The organism is Paraburkholderia strydomiana, from assembly GCF_031456815.1.
GTDB classification, from domain to species: Bacteria; Pseudomonadota; Gammaproteobacteria; order Burkholderiales; family Burkholderiaceae; genus Paraburkholderia; species Paraburkholderia caledonica.
Map to the genome: position 1 here is coordinate 81,664 of NZ_JAVDVL010000010.1, position 26,458 is coordinate 108,121.

19 protein-coding genes are annotated in these 26,458 nt (G+C 62.4%); 6 read left to right on the forward strand and 13 right to left on the reverse strand.

Going from position 1 to position 26,458, the window contains the following annotated elements; translation table 11 throughout:
* Window positions 1-144: 144 nt before the first annotated feature.
* Complete coding sequence (locus J2W46_RS24485) at window positions 145-1,695, reverse strand: methyl-accepting chemotaxis protein (protein ID WP_020070259.1); 1,551 nt, start codon at window positions 1,693-1,695, stop codon at window positions 145-147.
* A gap of 278 nt (window positions 1,696-1,973) precedes the next feature.
* Between J2W46_RS24485 and mdtD the strand changes: the two genes are divergently transcribed.
* From mdtD to J2W46_RS24510, 5 genes are all read left to right on the forward strand, one after another.
* Window positions 1,974-3,365, forward strand: a complete 1,392-nt coding sequence (gene mdtD / locus J2W46_RS24490; RefSeq protein ID WP_310356984.1) for a multidrug transporter subunit MdtD — start codon at window positions 1,974-1,976, stop codon at window positions 3,363-3,365.
* Between the two features lie 158 nt (window positions 3,366-3,523).
* Window positions 3,524-4,444 carry a LysR family transcriptional regulator gene (locus tag J2W46_RS24495; RefSeq protein ID WP_310065092.1) on the forward strand — a complete coding sequence of 307 codons (921 nt, stop codon included), beginning with the start codon at window positions 3,524-3,526 and terminating at the stop codon, window positions 4,442-4,444.
* Window positions 4,445-4,499: 55 nt separating this feature from the next.
* The gene (locus J2W46_RS24500; protein WP_020070256.1) at window positions 4,500-4,679 is read left to right on the forward strand and encodes a hypothetical protein; all 180 of its coding nucleotides are present in this window, start codon (window positions 4,500-4,502) and stop codon (window positions 4,677-4,679) included.
* Window positions 4,680-4,891: 212 nt separating this feature from the next.
* Window positions 4,892-6,031 carry a glycosyltransferase family 2 protein gene (locus J2W46_RS24505; protein WP_310065091.1) on the forward strand — a complete coding sequence of 380 codons (1,140 nt, stop codon included), beginning with the start codon at window positions 4,892-4,894 and terminating at the stop codon, window positions 6,029-6,031.
* Between the two features lie 144 nt (window positions 6,032-6,175).
* Window positions 6,176-6,397, forward strand: a complete 222-nt coding sequence (locus J2W46_RS24510) for a hypothetical protein (protein WP_020070254.1) — start codon at window positions 6,176-6,178, stop codon at window positions 6,395-6,397.
* Between the two features lie 48 nt (window positions 6,398-6,445).
* On the opposite strand, the gene J2W46_RS24515 is transcribed toward J2W46_RS24510, so the two are convergent.
* Window positions 6,446-7,750, reverse strand: a complete 1,305-nt coding sequence (locus J2W46_RS24515; protein ID WP_020070253.1) for an MFS family transporter — start codon at window positions 7,748-7,750, stop codon at window positions 6,446-6,448.
* A gap of 269 nt (window positions 7,751-8,019) precedes the next feature.
* On the opposite strand from J2W46_RS24515, the gene J2W46_RS24520 reads away from it, so the two are divergent.
* The gene (locus tag J2W46_RS24520; RefSeq protein WP_310356988.1) at window positions 8,020-9,057 is read left to right on the forward strand and encodes a GSU2403 family nucleotidyltransferase fold protein; all 1,038 of its coding nucleotides are present in this window, start codon (window positions 8,020-8,022) and stop codon (window positions 9,055-9,057) included.
* Window positions 9,058-9,210: 153 nt separating this feature from the next.
* On the opposite strand, the gene J2W46_RS24525 is transcribed toward J2W46_RS24520, so the two are convergent.
* The 11 genes from J2W46_RS24525 to corA all read right to left on the reverse strand — a co-directional run bounded on the left by J2W46_RS24525 (window position 9,211) and on the right by corA (window position 26,331).
* Window positions 9,211-10,926, reverse strand: a complete 1,716-nt coding sequence (locus J2W46_RS24525; protein WP_020070251.1) for a SpoVR family protein — start codon at window positions 10,924-10,926, stop codon at window positions 9,211-9,213.
* A complete protein-coding gene (locus J2W46_RS24530; protein ID WP_020070250.1) occupies window positions 10,923-12,194 on the reverse strand; it encodes a YeaH/YhbH family protein in 1,272 nt (423 codons plus the stop codon). Before J2W46_RS24530 ends, J2W46_RS24525 begins: the two co-directional genes overlap by 4 nt.
* Before the next feature lie 123 nt (window positions 12,195-12,317).
* The gene (locus J2W46_RS24535; RefSeq protein ID WP_013339422.1) at window positions 12,318-14,240 is read right to left on the reverse strand and encodes a PrkA family serine protein kinase; all 1,923 of its coding nucleotides are present in this window, start codon (window positions 14,238-14,240) and stop codon (window positions 12,318-12,320) included.
* A gap of 903 nt (window positions 14,241-15,143) precedes the next feature.
* Entirely contained in the window at window positions 15,144-15,905 is a 762-nt protein-coding gene (locus tag J2W46_RS24540) for a 2-keto-4-pentenoate hydratase (protein ID WP_310356993.1), read from the reverse strand.
* Between the two features lie 435 nt (window positions 15,906-16,340).
* A complete protein-coding gene (locus tag J2W46_RS24545) occupies window positions 16,341-18,155 on the reverse strand; it encodes a methyl-accepting chemotaxis protein (protein WP_204520939.1) in 1,815 nt (604 codons plus the stop codon).
* A 499-nt stretch (window positions 18,156-18,654) separates the two neighbouring features.
* On the reverse strand, window positions 18,655-19,578 hold the full coding sequence (gene rbsK / locus J2W46_RS24550; protein ID WP_087752538.1) for a ribokinase: 924 nt from the start codon (window positions 19,576-19,578) through the stop codon (window positions 18,655-18,657).
* A gap of 79 nt (window positions 19,579-19,657) precedes the next feature.
* Window positions 19,658-20,698 carry a LacI family DNA-binding transcriptional regulator gene (locus J2W46_RS24555; RefSeq protein ID WP_020070246.1) on the reverse strand — a complete coding sequence of 347 codons (1,041 nt, stop codon included), beginning with the start codon at window positions 20,696-20,698 and terminating at the stop codon, window positions 19,658-19,660.
* A gap of 150 nt (window positions 20,699-20,848) precedes the next feature.
* Window positions 20,849-21,925: an ABC transporter permease gene (locus tag J2W46_RS24560; protein ID WP_020070245.1), complete on the reverse strand. Its 1,077-nt coding sequence runs from the start codon at window positions 21,923-21,925 to the stop codon at window positions 20,849-20,851.
* The gene (locus J2W46_RS24565; RefSeq protein ID WP_310357003.1) at window positions 21,922-23,517 is read right to left on the reverse strand and encodes a sugar ABC transporter ATP-binding protein; all 1,596 of its coding nucleotides are present in this window, start codon (window positions 23,515-23,517) and stop codon (window positions 21,922-21,924) included. The genes J2W46_RS24560 and J2W46_RS24565 overlap by 4 nt, the downstream gene beginning before the upstream one ends.
* Window positions 23,518-24,038: 521 nt before the next feature.
* The gene (locus J2W46_RS24570; protein WP_310357005.1) at window positions 24,039-25,001 is read right to left on the reverse strand and encodes a sugar ABC transporter substrate-binding protein; all 963 of its coding nucleotides are present in this window, start codon (window positions 24,999-25,001) and stop codon (window positions 24,039-24,041) included.
* A 352-nt stretch (window positions 25,002-25,353) separates the two neighbouring features.
* Complete coding sequence (gene corA, locus J2W46_RS24575; protein WP_027777171.1) at window positions 25,354-26,331, reverse strand: magnesium/cobalt transporter CorA; 978 nt, start codon at window positions 26,329-26,331, stop codon at window positions 25,354-25,356.
* Window positions 26,332-26,458 lie beyond the last annotated feature (127 nt).

Here is a 26,458-nt window from a genome sequence, read left to right on the forward strand (position 1 = left end):
TGAGCTGGCTCAGTGAAGCAGTGAATCAAGCAGTAAATCGCAACGCGAAGCGTGAGCAGGCAGCCGCGGCATCAATGGCATCAAGCGGTATGAAGCGGTTTGCAATGCGCTCGCTTCGCACCACATCAAGGCAATCAACGCAATTCAAGCGAGCGCGACCTTGAACGCCCCGGTCAGTTCGCTCAACTGCCGCGCCTGATCCGCGAGCGAGTTCGCAGTCGCCGCGCTTTCCTCAACGAGCGCCGCGTTCTGCTGGGTCACCTCGTCCATCTGCGTGACGGCGAGACTCACCTGCTTGATGCCTTCGCTCTGTTCCTTGGAAGCCGCCGCGATTTCTCCGACGATGCGCGCGACGCGCTGGATCGCGGCTTCTATTTCCCGCATGGTGCTGCCCGCGCGATCGACAAGCGCCGCACCGCTTTCGACGCGCGAATTCGACTCGGCGATCAGCGAGCCGATCTCCTTCGCGGCGGCCGCTGAACGTTGCGCGAGACTGCGCACTTCGCCGGCCACGACAGCGAAGCCGCGTCCTTCTTCGCCGGCACGCGCCGCTTCGACTGCCGCGTTCAATGCCAGAATGTTGGTCTGGAACGCAATGCCTTCAATGGCAGCGATGATGCCCGTCATCTTCGCGGCTCCGGCATGAATCGCGTGCATCGTCTCCACCATGCCTCCCACTGAATCGCGCCCCTGAACGGCCATTTCCGACGCACTGGTGGCCAGCTCGCTCGCATGGTGCGCATGCTCGGCATTAAGCTGCACGGTCGAGGTCAACTCTTCCATCGCCGCGGCGGTTTGTTCCAGCGACGCCGCCTGCTCCTCCGTGCGCTGCGACAGATCGAGATTGCCCGCCGCGATCTGCTGTGTCGACGACGCAATCGAATGCGATCCCGCGCGCACGCTTGTCACCGTCGCGCGAAGCTTGTCCTGCATCGACGCGAGTCCGCGCAGCAGTGTCGCCATTTCGTCGTTCGAACGGATCGCGACGCGCGTCGTCAGCTCGCCTGCGGCAATCGCATCGAACTGGCGAAGCGCGGCGTGCAGCGGGTCCATGATCGCGCGGCGCAACGTGCGCCAACTAAAAAATGCGACTGTGAGACCGATCAGCACGCTGCCGATGCTCGCACTCAACAATCCATGAAAGAGCGCGGCGGAGCGCTCGTTGGCGTCGGCGGCCTGCTGGTTCAGATAGGCCTCCAACGCGCCCTGACTCGCGTTCATCGCGGTGTACAACGCGATTAGCCGATTCGCGCGCGTCTCGTCCATCCAGCTCGCGTCGCCGGTGCGGATTGCGTCGATCAACTGGTCGATGCCGTCGCGCCGCACGGCGGTACGCTTTGCGTCGAGGTCGTCGGTAAGGCGTTGCAGTTCGGGCGTCTTCGGCAGATCGCGGAAACTGCGCCACCAGGTATCCGATTCGCCGAGCAACATGCGCGCGCGTTCGAGTTGCGCGTTCAGTTGCGGCGAGTGCGGATTGCTCATTGCCCAGTCGAGCCCGAAGCGCGCCCGCGACATGGCCGTGCCCGACTTGCCGAGCGCCACCACCGACGCGAAATGTACGTTGTACGCCTCGCGCTGTGCCTGGTTGCTTTCGGCCATGCCGAAAATGCCAAGCGCGCCAATGACAACAAGCAGCGCGCCGAGGAATGCAATCGTGATTGCGATGCGTAGATTGATGGTGAGCTTTCTGGTCATGACGGTGTGTCTCTTCCCCGGTGATCGTTATTTTCCTAAGCGGCATTTGTTCCTTCTATGAAACAACGTACCTTATATGGAAAATTATAACGATGCGGGTTCGCGTCAAAAAACAAAATCGACACGGGTGGCGTGGGCGCGACACTGCCCGGCTCACGCGCCCCGCTGCCGTCGGGAAATTCGCCGGACTTCCCGCGCCGTCGCGATGCCCATATCATTGAAGCGTTTGCTGACAAAACCTCAGACAAGGGCGCCGTGCGCCGACCATTCGCCATCACATGACCAGGGATTCGTCGCATACCGCGCTACTGTGGATCGTCGCCGCCGGCTTCTTCATGCAGTCGCTCGACACCACGATCGTCAATACGGCGCTGCCGTCGATCGCGCGCAGCCTGCACGTCGCGCCGCTTGCGATGCAGCCGATCGTGGTCGCCTACACGTTGACCATGGCGATGCTCACGCCCGCATCCGGCTGGCTCGCCGACCGCTTTGGCACGCGGCGCGTCTATTTCGCCGCGATCCTGATTTTCGTGATCGGCTCGGTCTGTTGCGCGAGCGCGCATACGCTCGGCCAACTCGTGATCGCGCGCGTGCTGCAAGGCGTGGGCGGCTCGATGCTGCTGCCTATCGGACGCCTTGCCGTGCTGCGCAGCGTCTCCGGCGAACAATACGTCTCCGCGCTCGCGTTCATTTCGGTCGCGGGACAACTGGGCCCGATCGCCGGGCCGACGCTCGGCGGCTGGCTCGTCGAGGCGATCACATGGCACTGGATCTTTCTGATCAACGTGCCGATCGGCGCCGCGGGTCTCTACGCGGTGCAGCGCTTTCTTCCATCGCACGGTGAGAGGCAGGCGCCGCCGTTCGATTTCATTGGCTGCGGGTTGCTGTCGCTGTGCATGATCGCCTTTTCGCTGGCCGTCGACGCCCCCGCGCCGACCCACCAGGCTGCGTGGTTGGCGGCATTGTTCGCGCTGGCGGCAGTGAGCGCGCTCGCTTATATCCCGCACGCAAGACGGCGGCGCAACCCGCTCTTCAAGCTCTCGCTCTTCGGCGAGCCGAACTTCAGCGTGGGTCTGATCGGCAATCTCGTATGCCGCATCGGCTCGAGCGCCGTGCCATTCCTCGTGCCACTGCTGTTGCAACTGGAACTGGGCTATACGCCGCTGCATTCCGGTCTGATGATGCTGCCCGCGGCCCTCGCGGGCACGATCGTGAAACGCTGGATCGCGTCGCTCGTGCGACGCTTTGGCTACGACCTGTTTCTGCTGGTCAATACGCTGGTCGTGGGTTCGTCCATTGTTGCCTTCGCCTTGATCACGCGCGGCACGCCGCTTTTCGTCGAGATAGTGATTCTGGCGGTGTTCGGTGCGGCCAATTCGATGCAGTTCGCCGCGATGAACAGCGTCACGCTCAAGGATCTCTCGCATGAAGACGCCGGCAGCGGCAACAGCCTGTTTTCAATGGTGCAGATGCTGGCGATCGGCCTCGGCGTATCCATTGGCGGCGGCCTCGTGAAACTCTTTTCCGCGCAATGGGGCTCGGCCGCGCTCGGCTTCCGCCTGAGCTTCGTGTGCGTCGGCGCGATCACGCTGATGTCGGCATGGGTGTTTCGTCACCTCGACACCGCGCCCCGCGTGCGTGCGCCGGCCAGCCAGGGTGTCGGGCGTTGAAGGAAGCGTCACTGTCTGCTCGCCGTGTTGCCTGGCGACTTCGTTGTTGCATGTTGATGCGATACGCATAAGCGGATTCCGCTTTGTTCTCGCTCGGGTTCCGGCACGGCGTTTCGCGTTAGCATGGACGCCGTTCACGAATAAGAAAGGACTTACAGATGCCATTTGACGAGCGCATGCTGAACGGCATGGGCGTGCTGACAGCGATCGTCGATTGCGGAAGTTTCGCGGCGGCAGGCGTGGCGCTCGACATGTCGCAGTCGGGTGTGAGCCGCTCCGTCGCGCGGCTCGAGGCGCGCCTGGGTATCCGGCTGTTCGACCGCACCACACGCTCGGTTACGCTCACCGACGAGGGCCGGCGCTTCTACGAACAGATCGTGCCGCTGCTAAGCGGTCTCGAAGAAGCGGCAGCCTCGGCCGCGCAAGGCGTGACAGCGGTGCGCGGCCGCCTGCGCGTCAACATGGACCCGTTCTTTTCGCGGCTGGTGCTTGGACCCAGACTGGGCGGTTTCGTCGACAAACACCCGGATCTGCAGCTCGAACTGATCACGCGCGACCAGTTGGGCGATATGGTCGGCGACGGTTTCGACGTCGCGATCCGCTTCGGCGAGCCGCCGGTGTCGTCGCTGATCGCACGCAAGGTGCTCGACACGCGCATTCTCACAGTGGCCGCGCCTTCGTATCTGAAAAAGCACGGACATCCATCCAACCCTGCGGAGCTCGAGAGCGGCGCGCATGCATGCATCAAGTTTCGCGATCCGCTTACCGGTTATCCGTTCACGTGGGAGTTTCATCGCGGCCGCAGGAAAATGGTCGTCACGCCTCAAGGGCGGCTGACGGTGAACGACGTCGGCACGCTGCACAGCGTATGCACCGCAGGCCAGGGGGTCGCGCAGATTCTCTCGCTCGGCGCCGAGTCGCTTGTGACGAGCGGAAAGCTCGTCGAACTCTTTCCCGAGTGGGGCGACGAGGTTTATCCGCTGTATGCGCTGTACCCGTCGCGGCACCATCCGCCGGCCAAGGTGCGGGCATTCCTCGACTTCATTATTTCGCTGACGGGCGCCGGACAGACCGACTGAACGCGCGCAGGCCCGGGCTTTGCTCCACATGGTGAGTCTTCACAAGGAGAAAGCCATGGCCGACACCAAGCAGCAAACCGGCGATAAGCCGGACGACATCGCCCATCCGCAGCCGGCAGTGCATAGCGACAACGAGAAAAGCAAGCTGCCGGAGCGCGGCGACGAAGGACGCGATCAGTCGCCAGCCGATCGCCCCGGCCAGAAGCCGGGCGAAGGCGAACCGTCAGTGGGTTGAAATTAAGCGTGGGTCTACAAGCGGCTTTGCTGCATTTGCGCGGCAAAGCTGCATAAATTTTTCCCTTCCACCGCCTTTCATACGCCAGACATTTTTTCCGTTTTTTTACCGAATATTTTTTCGGCGTGATGAACTATTTTTCTGCTTGCAGCGACGTATGCGACCAGGCAGACCGGCTGCCGCCCCTTCAACAGATAACAAAGGCGACGCCCATGTTCATTCCCTCGCCCTCTTTCCAGTCCGCCATCCAGTCCGCCAAAGTGTCGATCTGCCTGCCGACGTGCAACCGGCCGGAGCTGGTCGTCGAGTGCATCGACTCGTGTCTTGCGCAGACCTACGGCAATGTGGAAATCGTGATCGGCGACGACTCGACTGATGCGCGCACCGAACAACTCATCGCGTCGCGTTACAGGAACGAGCGGCGCATCCGCTATACGAGGAACGAGCCGCCGCTCGGTCAGGCGCGCAATGTCGCGAGCCTCTTCCAGCGTGCGCGCGGCGACAGGATTATGCTGATTCACGACGACGACCTGCTTGCCACCGACGGCGTCGAGAAACTGGTGTCGCTCTGGCACCTGCATCCACGGCTCGATGCCGCGTTCGGCGCGCAGTATGAGGCTGATCATTCCGGCGCGATCGACGTCGAGGCGAGCACGCGGCTCAATGCGGCGTTCCGCCGTACAAAGGACGCCGAAGGGTTGCAACCGCTGCCCGGCAGGACCGGCCTCATTCAGATGTTCCCGAACAACGGCTGGATGGCCGACGCGCGGCTCGTCAAACGCATCGGCTACAAGGAACAGTACGGCGTGTGCTGCGATTTCGTGTTCGGCACCGAACTTTGCCTCGCGGCGCGCGAGGTGTTTTATCTGCACGATTACGTGTCGGTGTATCGCAAAACCGCGACGTCCATTTCGCAGAGCACGCGCGGCACGTCGTCGGCGGCCACGCTCAGTGCTTACGCGTTCGTCAAGATGCTGAAGCTGCCGCCGCAACTGGAGCCGTCACGCAAGCTCGCGCTGCGGCGGCTCGCGCCCATCGTGGTGTCGGTACATGCGAGGAACCGTCAGGCCCGGCTCGGCTTCAAGATCGCGCTTGCTCATCTGTTTGCCTACCACTATGGCTTGAGCGCGCGGCTTTACTACCATTTGCTGATGCTGTCGCGAGCCGCGATGAGCGCGCGCGATCGGGCCGTGGCGATCGCCGCCTCTGCTGCGCCTGTCGCGCCTGTGGGTTCGGTCGCTCTTGTCAGTCCGGTCGCTCCTGTCGCGTCGGCGGCCTTGAACGGCGAAACCGGCGCGGTAGTGAGCGACTTCGTCGCCGAATTGGCCGCCGATACGACCGAGCCCGGCTGATCGTCCGCGGCTCGCCGGCATGCGCGGTCAGCGTTTTTTCTGCTAAGCATCCTCTGCTTAGCAAACACGTATTTGTTGCTTGGACTCGCGCACGCCGCTGATTACGATGAGCCGGACACGTCATCAGCTTCGAGGTGATTCGCCATGTCCGACAGTGCCTGTTTCAAGCCGCGCGTGATCGAGCCGGTTGCCGTCAATCAGCCGGAGGGTTTAGGACTTGCGGTGGAGTTGTGGCTCGCCCAACCCGTTGACGGAATTGCCGGGCGAGCCGTGCGGATCCATTTGCGCAGCGACGCGAAAATGGCGCAGGCCGAAGCGCTGCGCGATCTGCTGCACGTGCTCGGCACCGAAATCGTGGTGTCCTGAGCACGTGCGCGGCGCGCTTGTGGAAAGCGCGCACGTGGGTCGGGAGACTTACGGTTCGTGACGCAGGTAGCCTTCTTTCGACGGATCGCGCATGCGCAACGCGACGAGCCCGGCGATAGCGCAGAGCAAGGTGACATACCAGTAGAACATCGACTCGCTACCGACCGACTTGAGCCACAGCGCCACGTATTCGGCCGAGCCGCCGAAAATCGCATTGGCCACCGCATACGAGAGACCGACGCCGAGCGCGCGCACTTCCGGCGGGAACATCTCCGCCTTGATCAGGCCGCTGATCGACGTATAGAAGCTCACGATCGCGAGCGCCAGCACGACGAGCGCGAACGCCGCATAGGGGCTCGTCACGTCTTTGAGCGCGTGCAGAAGCGGCACGGTGCCGATGGTCGCGAACAGGCCGAAGCACAGCATCGAATTGCGGCGGCCAATGCGGTCCGACAACGCGCCGAAGGCCGGCTGGAGCACCATGTAGACGAAGAGCGCCGCGGTCATCACATTGCTTGCCGTCTTGGCGCTCATGCCCGCCGTGTTCACCAGATACTTCTGCATGTACGTGGTGAACGTATAGAAAATCAGCGAGCCGCCCGCAGTGAAACCGAGCACCGTCATAAACGCGACGCGGTGCTTCCACAGGCCGCGCAGCGTGCCCGCTTCCTTGCGCTGACGCGTCGCGGCGGTGGTGGTTTCATCGAGCGATTTACGCAGATACAACGCGATCAACGCGGCTACCGCGCCGATCACGAACGGCACTCGCCAGCCCCATGCCTTGAGCTCCGCGGTGGAGAGCGTTTGTTGCAGCACCACCAGCACGAGCAGCGCGCACAGCTGGCCGCCGATCAGCGTCACGTACTGGAACGACGCGAAGAAACCGCGCCGCCCCTTGAGTGCGACTTCACTCATGTAGGTCGCGCTGGTGCCGTATTCGCCGCCCACCGACAGTCCCTGGAACAGACGCGCGACCAGCAGCAGCGCAGGCGCGAGCGCGCCGATCTGCGCGTACGTGGGCAACACGGCGATCACGAGCGAGCCGCCGCACATCATGAACACCGACACCATCATCGCCATGCGGCGGCCATGTTTGTCGGCGAGACGGCCGAAAAACCAGCCGCCGATCGGGCGCATCAGGAAGCCCGCCGCGAACACGCCGGCCGTGTTGAGCAATTGTGTCGTAGTGTTGCCGCTCGGAAAGAATGCGGGGGCGAAATAAAGCGCGCAGAACGAATAGACGTAGAAGTCGAACCATTCGACGAGATTGCCCGATGACGCGCCGACAATCGCGAAGATGCGGCGCCGTGTGTCGTGGGCGGAGGCCACGCTGTGGTCTGTGAGGTCGGTCATGTTGTGTCTTCCTTGTCTCTTGAACGGAGGCGGCGGTCATGGCGCCGCCTTCAGCACGCAGTTTTCAGCGTGCGCGAATTTTACAGAATCGCAAGTGGAAGTTGGGGGTTTGTTGGCAAGCGCTACGGTGCGCACCGCTGGCCGACCGGTCCCGCGGTTTTAAGTCAGTTTTGCGATTTATCCCTCGTGATTGAATCGTGAGGTATAAATTTGACGCCGGTCTATTTATACCTTAATGTTTAATCACAGGGTATAAGGAGACGCCAACCATGGCCAGCTTCCACAACGACGCACTGCAAACGCTGTATTCGTCCGTCACTGAGCGCGCGAGCGCACAAGGCCACATTCCCCTGCACTCTCCGGGATCGGCCGCCCAGAAGACCGTCGACGGGAAAACGTACACCTACTGGCGCGTCTATCTGGCATCGGGAAAGCACAAGGAAACGTCGCTGGGCCGCGCCGGCGAGCCTGCTACCGACGCAGCGCTCGAGGCGAAACTACTCGAGAGCGCGGAGATGCGCGCGCTTGCCGCCGAGGTCCAGATACTGCGCAAGGCCAACTTTGCCGCCGCGGACAACTCTTCGGCGCTCACGCTGGCAACGCTCTTCAATGCGGGAATTTTCAGCCACGGCGGAGTGCTGGTCGGCTCCCACGCCTTCGGCGCGCTTCTGAACAGCCTCGGCGTCCGGCTGCCTGCGAACTACAGGACGGAAGACATCGACATTGGCAGCACCGGCAGCATTTCGGTGGCTATCCCCGAAGAGCGCAGCTTTCTCGACATCCTTCGTGATAGCGGTATTCCGTTTCTCGAGGTGCCGGAACTGGACTCGCGAAAGCCGTCCACGTCGTTCAAGGCGCGTGGACAGCCCCTCAAGGTGGACTTACTCGTGCCGGGTACCGAGGCGTACGAGACGAAGGCCTTGCCGCACTTGCGCGCCCACGCGACAGGGCTTCCCTACTTCAGGTATCTGGTATCGAACCCTACGCGCGGCTTTATCCTCGGCAAGGAGCATGTGGTACCGGTGATGCTGCCCGATCCCGCCAGATTCGCGCTTCACAAGCTTATCGTCAGCACGCTTCGCGATCCGTCGCGTGCGCTGAAGGCAGATAAGGACCGGCGGCAAGCCGCGGTATTGATCGACGCGCTCGCGGAAAAGTTTCCGGACTGGCTGACGACAGCCGCCGACGAACTGGAGGAGAACGCGCGCGCTCGGGTCGCCACGGCGGCCACTCAGGCGTTGAACCTCGCCCCGGGCTTGTCGGAGCGCGCGCGGGATTTTCTGGCTGATCTGGGCGCCCAGGCGTAAGCCATAACCCTTAACCAGATTCGAGCGCCGACCGTCACGACTCACCCGTCGGGAAAGCCAAGCTCGACTTTGGACTCCACAAAGAGACAGGCGCGCCGGCCACAACAGCGGCGGGCGCGCCCAAGAGACCCCTAAGCGCCCCTAACCGCCCCGTTACGCCCTCACGGCCGGCGGCACGTAGCGGCACTCGTAACGCTTCCTGACCGTGCCGTTTTCATCGACGCTTTCGAGATACACGTCGAACTGCCACAAACGCGCCATGTGCTTGAGCACTTCGTCGCTATCGGACGAAAGATGGCGGTTGTCACTCATGAAGTGCCGCAGCGTCAGACTGCGGTCGCCACGCGTATTCACCGACCACACCTGGATATTCGGCTCGCGATGATGCATGTCGTACTGCCGCGACAATGCCTGGCGCACATATTGATAACCGCTGTCGTCGTGAATCGCGGAGACTTCGAGCGCGTCGCGCATGTCGTCGTCGAGCACCGAGAACAGACGCATTTCCCGGATCAGATGCGGCGACAGGTACTGCGCGACAAAACTCTCGTCCTTGAAATTGCGCATCGCGTAGTGCATGGCGGGGAGCCACGGACTGCCGGCCAGTTCCGGGAACCACTTGCGGTCTTCGTCGGTAGGGTTTTCGCAGATGCGGCGAATATCGCTCATCATCGAAAAACCTAGCGCGTACGGATTGATACCGCTGTAGTAAGGCTTCGTGACGGGCGGCTGATAAACCACATTGCTGTGCGAATGGAGAAACTCCATCATGAAGCCGTCTTCCAGCTTGCCCTGGTTGTACATCGTGTTGAGCAGCGTGTAGTGCCAGAACGTGGCCCAGCCTTCGTTCATGACCTGCGTCTGCCGCTGCGGGTAAAAGTACTGTCCCACCTTCCGCACGATGCGGATCACCTCGCGCTCCCAAGGCTCCAGCAACGGCGCGTTTTTCTCCGCGAAATACAGCAGATTTTCCTGCGGCTCCGGCGGATAACGCTCCTCGATTTCCTCGGGCAACGGCGTATGGCGCGTGGGCAGCGTACGCCACAGTTCGTTGACCTGCGACTGCAGGTACGCCTCGCGCTCGCGCCGCGCGGCGAACTCCTTTTCGAGCGATAGCTTCTGCGGACGCTTATAGCGGTCGACGCCATAGTTCATCAGCGCATGACACGAATCGAGCAGTTCTTCGACACGGTCCAACCCGAAGCGCTCCTCGCACTCGGCAATGTAGTTCTTCGCGTAGACGAGGTAATCGATGATGGCATGCGCATCCGTCCACAGCCGGAACAGATAGTTGCCCTTGAAGAACGAATTATGCCCATACGCCGCATGCGCGATGACGAGCGCCTGCATCGTCATCGTGTTCTCTTCCATCAGATACGCGATGCAGGGGTTTGAATTGATGACGATCTCGTACGCGAGCCCCATCTGCCCGCGACGGTAGCTTTTTTCGGTAGAGAGAAAGTGCTTGCCGAACGACCAGTGCCGGTAATTCACCGGCATGCCGACGGACGCATAAGCGTCCATCATCTGTTCAGCGCTGATGAGTTCCAGCTGGATCGGATACACGTCGAGCTCATATTGCTCTGCAACACGGGCAATATGCGAGTCGTACTCTTCGATCAACTCGAAGGTCCAGTCGGACGGGCACGGCAGAGGCCGTCTATCGGCTACGTTCATACGGACTTCCCTTTGCCCCTCAGTGGGCGTTCCGGTGTGTCCCCGTGCTTCAGCGTTGTCGACTGCTCCAGCTGCGACGGGTCGGACCGCGTCCGCCGCTGCCTCGGCATGCCCCGACTGACGCTGCGGCACGCCTTTCCCACGCTCCGGCTGATAGCCGCGCGCTTCGTTGTGCAAGTGCTTGTCCGTCATGACGACGCCACCTGCTTTTCGAACAACTCGCGAAACACCGGATAGATGTCAGCCGCGGTTTCGACTTTCTTCATCGCCATATGCGGCTGGCTCAACGCCAGTTGCGCATACTCGAGCCACAGATTCTGCTCTTCGGGCGTCACCTGAATATACGCAAAATAGCGCACCTTCTCCAGGATGTCATCCGAGAGTATCTTGCGGCACTTCGGCGAGTCGTCGGTCCAGTTGTCGCCGTCCGACGCCTGCGCGCCGTAAATGTTCCATTCAGTCGGCGAATAGCGCTCGTCCATGACCTTCTGCATCAGTTCGAGCGCGCTCGACACGACCGTGCCGCCGCTTTCCGTCGAATGGAAGAAAGTGTCTTCGTCGACCTCTTCCGCACGCGTGTGGTGGCGGATGAACACCACCTCGATCTTTTCGTAGTTGCGCTTGAGGAACAGGTACAGCAGGATGAAAAAGCGCTTCGCCAAATCCTTGCGCTGCTCATCCATCGAACCCGACACATCCATCAGACAGAACATCACGGCCTGGCTGGACGGCGTCGGCTGCTTCACGCGGTTCACGTAGCGCAAATCGAACGGATCGATAAACGGAATGCGCCAGATGCGCCCGCGCAAGTGGTGGATTTCCTCTTCGAGCAGTTTGATGTCTTCGCGACGGTCGTCGGGGTCCGCTTTCATGACCTCGAGTTGCCGCTCCATCTCGTGCAACTGATTGACGAGCGGTGCGCCGAGTGCGATGCGGCGGCCCAGCGCGCTGCGCAACGAACGGACCACGTCGATGTTGTTCGGCGTGCCTTCGGCAGCCCAGCCGGCGCGAATGCTCTTCCACGTGGGCACGGCCATCAGGTGAGTTTTGACGAGCCGCGGCAATTCGAGGTCGTCGAAGAAATACTGCATGAACTCTTCGCGGCTCAGTTCGAACACGAAGTCATCCTGCCCTTCGCCTTCGTTACTGGCCTGGCCGCCACCGCCTCCGCCGCCACCACCTTGCGGACGCTGAATCTTGTCGCCGCGGATGTAGTCGGAGTTGCCCGGATGCACCATTTCGCGCCGGCCGCCCGGCCCGTGACGGAACGACGGCTCTGCGATGTCCTTGCGCGGAATCGTAATGCTCTGCGTGTTCTGTATGTCTTTGATGCTGCGGTCGCGCACCGCTTCCGAAACGGCGCGACGAATATAGTTCTTAACGCGACGCAAAAAACGCTCGCGATTTGCAATGCTTTTGTTCTTGCCTGCTAACCTGCGGTCGATGATTTGATGAAGCACGCCTCGTCTCCCTTGTCGACTCGTCGCGAGACGTACGCTGCATGGTCCAGTGCTATGTCCATGCAGCTTGCGCCTCGCAGGGTGCCCGCGCGGTCGGACCGCGCGGGCGGCACGCAATGCGGATCATGACGACTTGCGCACGCGCAGATACCAGTCACAGAGCAAGCGCACCTGCTTCGGCGTATAGCCCTTCGCCACCATCCGGTTGACGAAGTCTTCGTGCTTGCGTTGTTCTTCCGCCGAGCCTTTGGCGTTGAACGAGATGACAGGCAGCAACTCCTCCGTGTTCGAGAACATTTTCTTTTCGATCACCACGCGCAGCTTCTCGTAGCTGATCCATGCAGGATTCTTCCCTGCATTCGCAGCTCTCGCGCGCAACACGAAGTTCACGATCTCGTTGCGGAAATCCTTCGGGTTGCTGATGCCGGCGGGCTTCTCGATCTTCTCCAGTTCGGCGTTCAATGCCGCGCGGTCGAAGCTCTCGCCAGTATCGTGATCGCGGAACTCCTGATCCTGAATCCAGAAGTCGGCATACGTCACATAGCGATCGAAAATGTTCTGCCCATACTCGGAGTACGACTCCAGATAAGCGGTCTGAATCTCCTTACCGATAAATTCCGCGTAGCGCGAGGCAAGCACGTCTTTAATGAACGACAGATACTTCTGCTCGGTTTCCGGTGGGAATTGCTCGCGCTCGATCTGCTGTTCGAGCACGTACATGAGGTGCACCGGATTCGCCGCGACTTCGGTCGAATCGAAGTTGAACACGCGCGACAGAATCTTGAACGCGAAGCGGGTCGACACGCCGGTCATCCCTTCATCTACGCCCGCGAAGTCGCGGTACTCCTGGTACGACTTCGCCTTCGGATCGGTGTCCTTCAGATTCTCGCCGTCGTAGACCTGCATCTTCGAGAAGAGGCTCGAATTTTCAGGCTCCTGCAAGCGCGTGAGCACCGACATCTGCGCCATCATTTTCAACGTGCCGGGAGCGCATACCGCATTGGCGAGCGACGAATTGCGCAACAGCTTCTCGTAGATCTTGATCTCTTCCGAGTAGCGCAGGCAGTACGGCACCTTCACGACGAAGATCCGGTCGAGCAATGCTTCGTTGTTGCGGTTGTTGCGGAATGCCTTCCACTCCGACTCGTTCGAGTGCGCGAGAATCACGCCGTCGAAAGGGATCGCGCCGAAGCCTTCCGTGCCCTTGAAGTTGCCTTCCTGGGTTGCGGTGAGCAGCGGGTGCAAGACCTTGATCGGCGCCTTGAACATTTCGACGAATTCGAGCAGGCCCTGATTCGCGAGACACAAGCCGCCCGAGTAGCTGTATGCGTCAGCATCGTCTTGCGCATACTGTTCGAGCTTGCGGATGTCCACCTTACCGACGAGCGACGAGATGTCCTGATTGTTCTCGTCGCCAGGCTCTGTTTTGGCGATACCGATTTGCCGCAGGATGGACGGATAGCGCCGCACCACACGGAATTTACGGATGTCGCCGTTGTACTCGTGCAGGCGCTTGACCGCCCACGGGCTCAGAATGCTTTTCAGGTAGCGGCGTGGTATGCCGTATTGCTCTTCGAGGATCGGACCGTCCTCGTCGTAGTCGAACAAACCGAGTGGCGATTCGTTCACGGGCGAGCCCTTGATCGCGTAGAACGGCACGCGCTCCATGAGCTGCTTCAGGCGTTCCGCGATCGACGATTTACCGCCGCCGACCGGGCCTAACAGATACAGAATCTGCTTCTTCTCTTCGAGCCCCTGGGCCGAGTGCCGGAAGTAGGCGACCACCTGCTCGATCACCTCCTCCATTCCGTAGAACTCACGGAATGCGGGGTATACCTTGATGACCTTGTTCGCGAAGATACGCGACAGACGCGGATCGTTGCGAGTATCGATCTGTTCGGGTTCTCCGATTGCCGTCAACATGCGTTCGCCAGCCGTGGCGTACGCGGCGGGATTGTCTTTGCAGAGCGCGAGATACTCCTCGAGCGAGAGTTCGTCCTCTCGTGTTTTCTCGAAGCGGGTCGCGAAACTGCTGTAGATATCCATGCTACCTCCTCGCCGAAGTCTAGACCGATGTCGTGCGCGGCGCGCTATTCGGAAACGACATCGCTCGAATTCATCCTAAACCCTTTTAAATTTTTTTTCACGAACTACGTTGCGAAAATCGCGCCGCATTCGCCTCCCAACATTCATCACTTGGAAAGCTTGTTTCGACGACCTACAATCTTGCGCGTCGAACGATCGAACAGCTCGCTCACCAGGTGCATCCCAACACTTGCATTCACGCGATGGCTGCACACGCACACCGCGTACCTTGAAGCCAGCGCCTTGCAAAATTCGCGCTACGTCCCCGCTCTTTTTGCTATCGCACTTTCCTTCCTAACGCATGGACATGCGTTTGGTCTACATGTCTTCGCATCTGTTACATGTCTGTCGACCGCCGTTGCATGTGCGGCTCGCCGGCGTACTTCCATGCTGTTCGTCCATGTACGCGAGCTTTTGTTCCATCGCGATTCACATCCACTCAGAAATCGTTGTGCCGCTCTCCGTGCTTCGCTATCGAGCCACGCTTTCGCTGCTTCGCCGCTTTGACATAACCGCGTCGACGACATGGTTGCCTGCATCGCTCGCACTCACTCACACTCTTGCAGAATGTGCGCCACCGGTATCGCGCATGTATGTTTCTTACCGCTCGCGGCCGCGCAGTTCGCTCGCTGTTCGCTCTCTCTTCGCTCTCCCTTCGCTCTCCCTTCGCTCTCCGTTAACTGGATAACGGCGCGGCATTCAAACGGTTCAATAGGGTATACGGCTAAGCGGTAAGCGCAGACGCATCAAATGTAAAACGGCCGCCCATCGGCAGCCGTTAAACGTGGTGTTTGTAATGCGCCGTTACAAGAACGACATCGGATAGAAACCGGGCGCCGTGTCACATCACACAGTGTCACGGCTTCAGGTCAGTTCGATCTCGACCTCTCCGAGTCCGTCGATATGGCCGCGCACAATGCCGGGTTTGCCCACATTGTGCGCACCGACATAAGAGCCCGTGGTCAACGTCCACTCCGGCTCGATCGTGATGCCCATGGCGGCGCAATGGTTGACGAACCACACTAGCAGTTCGCGCGGGTCGCCCGCGGGATTTCCAGTGGCGTCCGGCACGAGCGAATTGCCGTCGAAGCTCAGCTCCAGTTCCGGCGAAACAAAATCGAAACCGCGCGCGAGTCCGGCGTACGGCACCGGGTGGCCGGTGATCAACGCTCCGTTATTCTGGGCATCGGCGAGTTGGGCAAGAGGCGCGATGTTGGGCCATTCCGCAAAGCGGCTATCGACGATCTCAATGGCCGGCAGCACTTCGCCGACCAGCGCGAGGACCTCGTCGCGCGCGTAGGCATGGCCGCGGGGCTCGATCGCCTCGGAGAAGCGGAACGCGATCTCGAGCTCGATCAGCACGCGAAAGAAGCCCGCGCGAGCCACTCGCGCGGGCGAAGGCAGCACGAGCGAAGCGGGGATCGGCGCGCCAGAGGCGGCCCCGCCGGGCACCTTCGCGCCGATCTTCCACGCACCGGTGGAGTCGCCGAGACCCTCGATGACCGCCTGCTGGATCGCGTAAGCGGTGGCGGCGTCCGGCGGCATCTGTTCGGGCACGAGCCCGTCGATCGGGCGATGCTGCCGCCGTGCTTCGACGAGGCGGTGCGCGAGGTCGTGTGGCGTCATGTCGGTCCTTTGTGGCTGGCGCATTTAACGGCTACTGCAGCGCGGTGGTTAGCGATGGTGAAGAGTAGTAAAGCGGCGACGAGACGTTGCTGGGCGGCACTTAGCCACGCGGCGGTTTGCGCGGCAGCGCCCCTCGGGCCCGGACAGCCGCAGCGTCGCCGACAGCCGACAGCCGACAGCCGCGATCCGGTCACGAATTACCGTAGCCGCGCCCGTCAATGTACCGGATCGTGAAGCCCGCCAGGGCTTCGGCCGCTCGACAAACGCGACTTAATGCACACGCCATAAAAAAACCGCGCTTACATAAGCAAGCGCGGTCTTATTTGCAGTCGGCTCAGTCGCCACGGCTTCCGCAGCCGACGCGTCGGGAACGATCATTGCAGCGCACGTTCCCGCGGCCCGAGCGGCGTACAGGCCACTACCTTAGACGTCCGGTCAGAACGTTTCCCAGTCCTGATCGCTGCCGGCGCTGGCGACGGCCGCAGCCTTGGCAGGCGCACGCGGCGCGGGAGCGGCTTTCGGTGCTGCAGGCGCGGGTGCCGGCGCGGCTGCTGGCGAAGGCGCGGGAGCAGCGCTTGCATGCTGAACCGGCGCCGCTGCGCTTGCGCGCGGGGCTGCACGAGGCGCCGACCGCGGCACAGCCGGGGCAACCCGTGCCGGCGTCGGCAGATGCCGCGACAGCGAGCCGCCCGGCATCTGCGCGCCACCGTCTTGCAGTTGAAACACGGCGACCGCGCCGCGCAGCTTGCCGGCCTGGTCTTCCAGAGAAGACGCCGCTGCGGCCGCTTCTTCGACGAGAGCGGCATTTTGCTGCGTCACTTCGTCCATCTGGGTGACGGCGCGCGCCACCTGGTCGATACCGCTGCTCTGCTCCTCAGATGCCGCGGCGATTTCGCCCATGATGTCGGTCACGCGCTGCACCGCGCCGATGATCTCGGTCATCGTGCGACCCGCTTCGTCGACGAGCGCCGAGCCCGACTGCACGCGGTCCACCGACGTATCGATCAACTCCTTGATTTCCTTGGCCGCCGCCGACGAGCGTTGCGCAAGGCTGCGCACTTCCCCTGCGACGACCGCGAAACCGCGCCCGTCTTCGCCGGCACGGGCGGCTTCCACGGCCGCATTCAGCGCGAGGATGTTGGTCTGGAACGCGATTCCTTCGATGATCGAAATGATGTCGGCGATCTTCGCGGAACTCTGGTTGATCTCGCCCATCGTGCCGACCACCTGGCCGACGACCGCACTGCCCTTGTTGGCGATTTCCGATGCATTGGCCGCGAGCGAGCTTGCCTGGCGGGCGTTCTCGGCGTTCTGCTTCACGGTGCCCGTCAATTGTTCCATGCTCGACGCCGTTTCTTGCAACGCGGACGCCTGCTCTTCCGTGCGCGACGACAGGTCAATGTTGCCGGCCGCGATCTCGCGCGTCGCGGTAGCAATCGACTCACTTCCGCCGCGCACTGCGCGCACCGTTTCGGTGAGACTGCGCTGCATCTTCCCGATACCTTCGAGCACCTGCCCCATTTCGTCACGCGACGTGATGACGACCTGACGGCGCAGATCGCCTGCGGCGATCGCGTCGAAATGACCCAGCGCCTCGGCGAGCGGGCGGGCGATTGCCCGGCTGAGCGCCACATACGACAGCAGCGCCGCGAGGACACCGGCGACGAGCGCGCCGAGACTGACCATGCGGAACATCTCGAAGCTCGACTGCGCGGACTCGAAACCCTGCCGGGCCTGATCGAACTGATATTTGCTGAGCGCCTCGTCGGCAGTCGCGAGTTCGTTGTAGGCCACCTGCATGCGTTTCGCGCCGTCGATCAACTTGCTCTGATCGCCAGCCGTAACGATGGCTGAGAACGCTTCGGCCTGTTGATGCAGTGCGTCGCGCTTGCCGACCACGACTTGCGTGAGGCGTTCTTCCTCCGGTTCGCGCGGCAGGTCCATGTACTTTTTCCACCACATGTCGGACGTGGCACGCATGCCCCGCGCGCGCTCCAGCGTCGCCGTGACTTCCGGCGTACCCATCATGAACGCTGCGCGGTCGAGCGCGAGACGCTCGCGCGCCGCGAACAACTCGGCGTTGCCGATGTTGACCGCGCTCGGCATCGAGTTCATGAAGGTATCCTTGTACGCGTCGTTAGAACGGCCCATGCCGAATAGACCGAACGCGCCGATGCCGACGAGCAGCGCCGCGAGAAAAGCCATCGTCAGGCCGATCCGCGCCTTGATCGAAATTCCTTTATTCAACATGCTTGTTCCTGTAGTAGACGGATGAGAGCGCGCGCTTAGACGCGTTGCTCTATTAGCCTCGTTTACGGCAAGCAAGCGGGATACTTGAAGCGCTGCTAGTATGAAGAAAGGCGGTTGCCGGAAGTTAGCAAGAAATGCAAGGAAGATCGCGCGGGGGCGTGTGTAGATGGGATGCGGTGCGGTGCAGCCTGGTGAGCGAGGCTGGGGTTTGATAGCCGTGGGTGCCGGCTGAAGCGGGGAATGGTGAAGTAGTGACTGGCTAGCTGCTAATCATTTAATCGGCCGACGGGCTCGGCACTCGGCTTTTGGCCCTCGCTGATTCGGCCGCTCGGCGGATTAGCAGATCAGCAGATCCGCGCGAGCAAGAAACCGGGGCGGCGTGATGCGTGCCAAACGCGGCTGCGCGCCATATTGAATAACCGCGGTACGCACCTCGAACATCGCAGCATGGCATGCAAGGATCGACGCCAGCAGCCCGGCGCCGCCCTCATCCCAACACTCAGCCTTCCACCTCGGCCCACGTGGGAATCGACGGCTGCGCGCCCGCCCGCGTGACCGACAGCGCCGCCGCGCGCTGCGCGAAGCGGATCGCCGCATCCACGCTCGCACCCTGCGCGAGTTGCGCGGCGAAACCGCCGATGAAGGTGTCGCCGGCCGCCGTAGTATCGACGGCTTTGACCTTCGGCGCGTCGTACAAGGCCGGCGCCGCGCCTTCGAGCGCCGCCTGCACACCGCGCGGGCCGAGCGTGACCAGCACGTTGCGCGCGCCGGCCGCGCGCAACACGGCAGCCGCAGTGGCCGCTTCTTCGGGCGAGCCGACGGGCAAGCCGGTCAACGTCGCCGCTTCCAGTTCGTTCGGTATCAGATAGTCGATGAGCGGCAGCCACTCGGCGGGAAGCGGACCCGTGGCCGGCGCCGGATTCAGAATGACCGTCTTGCCGAGCCGCCGCGCCGTGGCCAGCGCCGCTTGCACCGTGTCGAGTGGCGTTTCGAGCTGGCAGATCACCACGTCAGCGGCGGCCAGAACCGCTTCATGACGCGCAATAGTCTCAGGCGTCACTTCGCCATTGCTGCCGGCGACGATCACAATCGCGTTCTGACTCGCATCGTCGACGACGATCAGCGCGACGCCCGTCGCCTCACGGCCGGTCTCGACCGCCGCGCAGTCGATGCCTTCCGCTTCGAGCCCCGCACGCAACTGGGCGCCGTTCGCGTCCGCGCCGACACAGCCGAGCATCGACACCTGCGCGCCGAGTCTGGCCGCGGCCACCGCCTGGTTGCCGCCCTTGCCGCCCGCGACCTGCGCGAACGTGCGGCCGGCCAGCGTTTCGCCGGGATGCGGCAAACGCGGCGCGCGCGCGACGAGATCCATGTTCAGACTGCCGACTACTGCCACGCGTGCACGCGTTTCGTTACTTGACACTCGCTTCTCCCGAAATCCAGCTTTCTAACCTGCCGAAGTACATGGCGGCTCGACACACGTCCAAGCCGGCCACCCGCGCTCAAGCCGCGAGATCGCGTTTTCCCGCGCCAGCCCATGCCGACGTCGATTCACGCACGATGAGCCGCGGCGAGACCACACGTCGACGACCGGCTGGCCGCGCGCTCGCCGACGACTTGCCCGCGATCCGTTCGATCAGCGTCTGGGCAGCCATGTCGCCGAGCGCGCGCACCGATTGCCCGACGGTCGACAGCGCCGGATACGTGAAGCGTCCGAGTTCGATATCGTCGAAACCGATGATCGAACAGTCGCGCGGCACGCTGATATTGCGCTCCGCCGCGGCGCGCAACGCGCCGATGCCCATCATGTCGTTGCACGCAAAAATAGCTGACGGCTTGAGCGTGTCGAACAGCTGCGCGGCCGCGCGATGCCCGCCGGTGCCCGAAAAATCGCTTTCGACGATCGCATTGGGCGGAATCTCGATGCCGCGCTCGGTCATTGCGCGGATAAAGCCGTGCACCCGCATGGCGCTCACCGCCGTTTCGACCGGCCCGCTGATGCAGCCGATCTGCACATGTCCAAGTTCGAGCAGATGACGGGTAGCCAGATATGCACCCTTTTCATGATCGATCTGCACGAGATCGGCGTTCACGCCTTCAATGTTGCGGTCGACGATCACGAGCGGCTCGCGCGCGTCGGCGAGAGTCTGCGCGAGTACCGCGTCGTCGCCGGCAGACGCGACGATCAGTCCGTCGATCCGCTTTTCCTGAAGCACGCGCAAATAATTGCGCTGCTTCGCTGGGTCGTCGTCGGAATTGCAGAAGAACACGCAGTAGCCGTTGCGAGCGCAACCGTCCTCGATGCCGCGCGCGAGCTCCGCAAAATACGGGTTCGTACTGTTCGGCACGACGAGTCCGATGGTCGCGGTGGCGCGCGCCTTCAGCGAACGGGCCACCGCCGACGGCACATAGTGAAGCTGGCGAATGGCGTGCTCGACCTTCGCGCGCACGTCTGCCGACACGGGACGCGAGTTGTTCACCACGTGGGACACCGTGGTGAAGGACACGCCCGCCACGGCCGCTACATCCTTGATCGTCGCCATAACCTGTTGCTCTCCCGCCTGTTTTTCCCGCCGGTCATGCTTACTGCCGACCTGCAAGACACCCTTATCGAAGGCACGTCACACTCGTCAATTCTTACGCTTTACCGCAAACAGCCCTGCAACCGCCCGACACGCGCTAATCTTCCGGCGTCAGGCACGCTTGCGGCGGCTGCGGTATGTGTCCAGCACCACTGCCACCACGATCACCGCGCCTGTAATCATGCGTTTGGTCGGCTCGTTCGCGCCGATCTGCGCGAGCCCGGCCGCCAGCACCGAAATGATCAACACGCCAAAAAATGTACTGATAACCGAACCGCGCCCGCCCATCAGACTGGTTCCGCCAATCACGACCGCCGCGATCACCTGGAGTTCCACGCCGACACCCGCGTTCGGATCGGCCGCCTCCAGACGCGAAATCTGGAATAGCGACGCGAGGCCCGCCAGCGCGCCCATCAGGGCGAACACGATCACCTTGTAAGGCCGCGGATTGACGCCCGCGAGCCGCACGGCCTCTTCGTTGGTGCCGATGCCGACCAGATAGCGGCCAAATACCGTGCGCGTCAGCACGAGTTGCGCGATCACCATCACCGCCACCGCGATCAGGAACGCCGGCGAGATGCCGACCGCGATCGGGTTCGACAGGAAATCGAACGCGTCGCCGATGTACGCGGTGCGCGAATTCGTCATCTGATAGGCGAGGCCGCGCGCGGCTTCGAGCACGCCGAGCGACACGATGAACGACGGAATCCGCCAGCCGACCGTGACCGCGCCGGTAATCGTGCCGGTCAGCGCCGCGGCGGCGACGCCGAGCAGAGCCGACGGCAACGGGCCCCAGCCCCACTTCAGCGCCGCCACACTCACCACCGACGCGCCGAGTGCGAGCACGGAACCGACCGACAGATCGATGCCCGCAATGATCAGCACAAAGGTCATGCCCACCGACATCACGACCAGATCCGGAATCTGATTGGCGATCGTGCTGAACGTGTCGTACGTCAGAAAGTGCGAACTAAGCAGCGAGAACAACACGATCATGCCGAGCAATGCGCCGGCAAGACCGAGGTAATTCGAAAATCCCAGCCGCGTGCCGGCCGGCTTGCCGCTCGCGAGGGGCGCGGAGGGATCGGCCGGGACCGCGTTCACGTTCCCGCTTGCATTGGTGTCGCCGTTTGCAGCCGCTCCGCCCTGCTTTGCGCCCGACGTTTCGCGCAACGATTGATCGGTCATGACAAACTCCCTGCTTCATTGGTATCGAGTGTGTGCAACAGCGCTTCGCGGCTGCGGTAGCCGGCAAAAGCGGCCGCCAGCAACGCGTCCTGCGACCATGTATCGCGTTCGAACACACCTGTCAGGCTTCCTGCGGACATCACGCCGATCCGGTCGCAGATCAGCATCAGCTCACGCAGGTCGCTCGACACCACGACGAGCGCGCGTCCTTCACGAGCCAGCGCGCCCATCAAGCCATAAATATCGAACTTCGCGCCGACGTCGATGCCGCGCGTAGGTTCGTCGAATAACAGCACGCGGCAATCGTGCGCGAGCCAGCGGCCGATCACGACCTTCTGCTGGTTGCCGCCCGACAGCTCGCCGACAATCTGCTCCGGTCCGGAGCTGCGAATCCGCATTGCGTCGATCTGCTTTTTCGCCAGCGCGTTTTCGCGCTTTGCATCGACGATGCCGTGCCGCGCCACGCTGCCGATATTGCCGAGCGACACATTGGCCGCAATCGGCTGCGGCAACAGCAGGCCCTCGCCCTTGCGGTCCTCGGTGATGAGCGCGATCCCCGCGCGCACCGCGTCCGACGGCGAATCGATCCGCACCGGCGTGGGCGGCGCACCCGGCGTGGCGGCCAGCGCCACCGTGCCGCTGTCTTTCTGATCGGCACCGTAAATCAGCCGCATCAACTCCGTGCGGCCCGCGCCGATCAGACCGCTGACGCCAAAAATCTCGCCCGCGCGGACTTCGAACGACACGTCGCGCACGACCTTGCCGCGCGTGAGCCGATCCACTTTCAGCAGCGGCGCGCCGATATTGCGCACGCCGAGATCGATCTGCTCGCCCAGTTCGCGGCCGACCATCCACGTGACGATTTCGTCGCTCGTCAGATTGGCCATCGCGTCGACGTGCACGAGGCGCCCGTCGCGCAGCACCGCGATCTGCTCGGCGACTCGCGCCAGCTCCTCGAGCCGGTGCGAGATATAGACCAGCGCGACACCGCGTGCCTTGAGCCTGTCGATCTGCTCGAACAGCAGATCGACTTCGCGCGCGGTCAGCATCGCCGTTGGCTCGTCGAGGATCAGCACACGGCAATCGTCGATCAGATTGCGGGCGATCTCCACCATCTGCTGATGGCCGATGCCGAGTTCGCCGACGAGCGTATCCGGATGGATCGCGTCGAGCCCGACCTGCGCCATCGCGTGCCGCGCGTCTTCACGCAGCTTGCGCCGGTCGATCCAGCCGAAGCTGAACGCGCCCGCGCGCGGCAAGCGGTTCAAAAACAGGTTTTCCGCCACCGACAACGTGGGCAGCAGGTTCAACTCCTGCATCACCATCCGCACGCCGAGCGCTTCGGCTTCGGTCCGGCTGGCCGGCGCGTAAGGCTGGCCGGCGAGACGCATGGTGCCGGCGGTCGGCTCGACGAGACCGCCGATAATCTTGGACAGCGTGCTCTTGCCGGCGCCGTTCTCGCCGGTGAGCGCCAATACCTCGCCGGCGCGCAACGACAATGACACGTCGGCGAGCACGGGTTCGGCGTAAGTCTTGCCAATGCCGCTAACGGACAGAATGGCAGGCAAGGCGTCGTGGTCGGTTGAATCCATCGCGATCCTGTTTCACCGCGTCAGGCGTGCCTCGTACGATTGGCTCGACGAGGGCGCGTCCGGCGCCGTGTGGTCAATGCCGGCCCAGTGCGCGGAATGCGCAGGCGCTAAGGCTGCGCTCCCTCCGCCGCGCAGCCGCCGTCATGACGCTTACCTCTGAATTAACGGCGGCCCGGCAGGTTTCTTGAGCGGCTATTGAGCGTCTATTGAAAAGTAAGCGCGGAGTCGTTGTTTTTGGCGGCGCTGGTGGCGTGGTTTGGCCTGGTTTGGGCCTGGATGTAGCTTCGTGGTGGCGCGGCTGCGGTCTTTGCTTCGGCCTTGCTCTGCCATCGGCTTTGCTTACGCCTCGGCTTTCACCAAGACCTGGCACACCCGCAGCCGAATTCACTGTCGTCATTCGCAGCCACCACTACAGCCACTACCGGGCCCCGTTCACGGCGAGATTCCAGCCGCGTTCGCGTCGCCTCGTCAGCGCGACTCCGCGCGCCCTGCCAGTCGATCAGGGTCGAGGTCGGCAACGCTTACTTCGTCACCAGATCGCACGGCGTTCCCACCACGCCCGACAACTGCGATTGCTTCTTGTGCTCGCTCAGGGCTTTCAGCGCGGTATCGATACCGAACACAGCCTGCTTCGCGGCGTACTGGTCGGCGGTGGCGAGCACGCGGCCGTCTTTCAGCATCGGCTTGATCGCGTTGATGTTGTCGTAACCGACTACCATCACCTTGCCTTGCTTACCCGCCGCGCGCACCGCGGAGACCGCGCCGATCGCCATATTGTCGTTGCCCGCGAGCAGCGCCTTCAGGTTCGGGTACTCGTTGAGCATGGCCGACGCAACTGCATTGCCCTTGTCGATTTCCCATTCGCCCGACTGCACCGAGACGACCTTCGCGCCGACGGTCTGCATCGCGTCCTTGAAGCCAGCGGTGCGCTGCTGCGCATTGGTCGTGGTCGAGACGCCCTCGATGATGCCGACCTCGTCGCCCGCCTTCAGCTTCTTAGCGAGGTAGTCGCCGACCTTTTGCGCGCCCTTGCGGTTATCCGGTCCGACGAACGGCACGTTCAGGTCCTTCGACTTCAACACGTCCGGGTCCAGCCGGTTGTCGATATTCACGACGATGATGCCCGCGTCCACGGCCTTCTTGACGACCGGCACGAGCGCCTTCGAATCGGCCGGAGCCAGCACGATCGCGTCCACCTTCGAGACGATCATCTGTTCGACGATGCGAATCTGGTTCGCCGTATCGGTCTCGTCCTTGATGCCGTTCGTGATCAGGTCGAACTGCGACGAGTTGTGCTTCTGGTAGTCCTTCGCGCCGGTTTCCATGGTCAGGAAGAACTCGTTGGCGAGCGACTTCATCACCAGCGCGACTTTCGGCTTATGAGCGGGTGCGTTCTGAGCGTAGGCGGCCGAAAACGGCAAGGCGGTGCTAGCGGTGGCGAGGATGGCGGCCGCGACGATGCGGCGGCGAATGCGGTTGCTCATGCATATCTCCTGGGTTTGTCGGTTCAAGGTCGAACCGTATTTTTAGTTACGCGCAAACGTTTGCGGGACTCATTCTCAGCGCACTGCGACTGGATTGTCAACGAATCGTGGTGTTGCAGTGCACCGGCACGCACAAACTGCAGTGTGCTGCCAGCCATACGCAGTCGGCCCCTCGCCTCGCGCCGAAGCGTGAGCCGTGCGTCTGTACTGATGGTGTGTAGCAATAGGTCCTCGCTCGGTCCGCGCGTGACGGTTTTGCCGCCGGCTGCAACTTCGGCAGTCGGCGGGCCGCCTATGCTGGACTTTTATTGCGCCGCATGCAAGCGGGGACCGCACATTGGCGTGCGTCGGATCAGAGCCAGCCGGCCTTACGGAAACGCAAGTAAAGGATGACGTCGACGGTCAGCATGATCGCGAGGCACAGCGGATAGCCGTAGCGGAAATGCAGTTCGGGGATGTTCTGGAAGTTCATGCCGTAGATACCGGCGATCATGGTCGGCACGGCGAACAGCGCGGCGAACGAACCGAGCCGTTTAGTCACTTCGTTCTCCGCCAGCGAGATCATGCCGAGGTTCACCTGCACCGCGGTCACGACCATTTCCCGCCGTCCGTCGATGATGCGCACGATCCGGTCAAGGTGATCGTAAACATCGCGAAAGTAAGCTTGCATGCCTTCGCACACACTCGGAATGCGACCGCCCGTCAGCTTGCTGATCGCCTCCTGCAACGGCGCGATGTGATGCTGAAGAATCACGAGGCGCCGTTTCAACGAATACAGATCCTGGATGATCGCGCGCGAGCCCGCCGAGTCGTTACGCTCGAAGATGCGGTCTTCAATCGCTTCGATTTCGGTGTTCATCGCCTCGACGATCGGAAAATAGCGGTCGACAATGTCGTCGGCGAGCGCATACAGCACGAACGCCGCGCCCGCCTTGAGCAACTGCGGCTCGCGCTCGCAGCGCGCGCGCACATTCTGAAAGCCCGCGCGGGTGCCGCGTCGCACCGACAGCACGTAGTTAGCTCCGACGAATACGTCTACTTCACCGATCAGCAGTTCGCAATCCTCGTCCATCTCCAAGGTATGCATCACGGCGAACAGCGACTCGCCGTACTCTTCGATCTTCGGACGCTGATGACCGTTCTGCGCGTCTTCGATCGCGAGGTCGTGAAGGCCAAACTCGTGCTTCATCACCGCGAGTTCGCCGGGGCCCGGGTCTTTTAGCGCGACCCAGACGAAGCATTCGGGGCGGGCCACATAGTCGCTGATGCTATCGATGTCGATGTCTGCCAGCTTCCGGCCGTCCTGATAGGCGGCACAATTGATCAGCATTTTGATTACCCTGAAAGCGAACAGAACGGCCTTGCAACGCGTTGCGTATGCGCAGCCCGGTCTGCATGAATGAAGTGCGATAGCCGCCATGTTAAGGGCTGGCGGCGGCTCTCATGTATCGAATTGT